The sequence below is a fragment of the Vibrio sp. Vb1337 genome, from assembly GCF_033338715.1.
GTDB lineage: Bacteria > Pseudomonadota > Gammaproteobacteria > Enterobacterales > Vibrionaceae > Vibrio > Vibrio alginolyticus.
This window is the reverse complement of the sequence record NZ_JAWOTD010000061.1, coordinates 1-1823: the sequence shown is the minus strand read 5'-3', so window position 1 is coordinate 1823 and position 1823 is coordinate 1. Positions and strand designations below refer to the sequence as shown.

Sequence of the window (1823 nt, the reverse complement as noted above, 5' to 3'; positions counted from 1 at the left end):
ACTGACCGTCACTTAAGCAGTGAGTTAACAATGAGAGTGCTTAGCGCTCGATATTAACAGAAATGTCAGTACAATTAAGGTGAACCATCCCTAATGTGACTAGGCAATGTCTACTGCAAAGACTCAAATTACACTACGTACCGCTGTACTCATCCCTTTTGTGATGATTTTCTTACTGGCTATCGGTGTGATTGTCTACGTCCAAAAACAAAGCTATGAAGAGGTGGTGACCGACATCAGCGATAAACAGCTGTCGGTGTTGACCGAAAGTGTCTACGACCACCTCAATAGTTATCTGCGGAAGCCGTTTACGGCAGTGATGACGCTTGCTCATAACGTGAGTTATCACAACCTGTACCATCCCCATGATACGCGAGATGTCCAAGCCTACTTATTCAGCGCGTTTCAGAACCTATACCGTTCTATTCCGCAGCTGGACGTGATTGCTTTTGGTTCGGAAACTGGCGATTTCGCGGGTTTTCGTCGCGAGATCTCCGACGATTACACCTTGATGGTTCAAGATAAATACACCGATGGTAAGTTAATCATCTACGGCACAGATCATGTCAGTAACGATATTCGTACTGTCATCACGCCTTACGACCCAAGAACTCGTCCTTGGTATAAACCCGTCGCCAAAGACGAAAAACCGATGTGGTCAAAAATCTACACCAATGCGGATGAGCGCCAAGACATCACCTTATCTGCTATGACACCGGTGTACGAACACCAAGAATTTGCGGGCGTATTGGTGACGGACATTCGTATCAATACCTTCAACGAGTTTCTACGCGTCATTAAGAAGAACACCAAAGCATCGGTCTTTATCATGGACCAAGAACACGGATTAGTGGCACATCCTGGCCCTGGCAGCGTGGTGTCTTGGGGCACAAAGTTTTCGGATAAAGGCCAACGCTTGTTCGCCTCTGAAAGCGCAGACCCGATCATCAAAATCAGCGCCTCCCGCGTGCGTGGTTTTGACTTGTACCATACAGACCAACCGTACACGTTTGAGTTTGACCACAGCGGCCAACGTATTTTTAGCCGCATCACGCCCTACTACGATCCAAACGGTCTAACTTGGTTCATCGGCACTTCTATCTCGGAATCTGATTTGCTTGGCCTCTTACCGAAAAGCCAAGAGAAAAGCTGGATCGTTGGTATCGTCGTCAGCTTGTTTGGTATCGGCTTTAGTTGGGTCATCTTCGAACGTGTGACTCGCCCAATCAACGCCACTGCCGATGCGGCTCAACACCTAGCAAATGGCGATTGGGATAGCTCAATGCCCCAACCTGGCCGTGTGTACGAAACGACCGTGCTCGCAAAAGCCTTTAATGAAATGGCCAGCAACCTCAAAGCCTCATTTAAGGCGCTGCGCGATCAGCTGGTGTATGACTCATTAACTCGACTCTACAGCCGCCAAGGATTAATCGAAATCTGCGAAAACAAACCCAATTTGTGTCACGGTAGTTTGTTCTTATTGGGGATCAACAAATTTAGAGATATCAACGACAGCGTGGGACACCACAATGGTGATCAGCTGTTGGTTAGCATCGCAGAAAGGCTGAAGCAACAATTCCCAGACAACACCATGCTGGCCCGAATTGGTGGCGATGAGTTCGCTCTGTTTATGCCAGATATGGATAAAGACGAAGACATCCGTTTAACAGAACGTCGCCTACAACAACTGTTCGCAGCACCATTTATGGTTGAAGGTGAAAGCGTGGTGATGAAGATCTCACTAGGGATTGTGCAAACCAAGCATGGTGAGAACATGCCGCTTTGGCTACGCAATGCCAGCATTGCTCTGAGCTACGCGAAGC

Annotated in this window: 1 protein-coding gene; it reads left to right on the top strand. The window is 47.9% G+C overall.

Annotated features, from left to right (window positions below; all coding sequences use genetic code 11):
* Positions 1 to 106: 106 nt before the first annotated feature.
* Positions 107 to 1823: diguanylate cyclase domain-containing protein (locus tag R7E42_RS23810; RefSeq protein WP_318073061.1), on the top strand; the 1717-nt coding region annotated here is incomplete at its 3' end.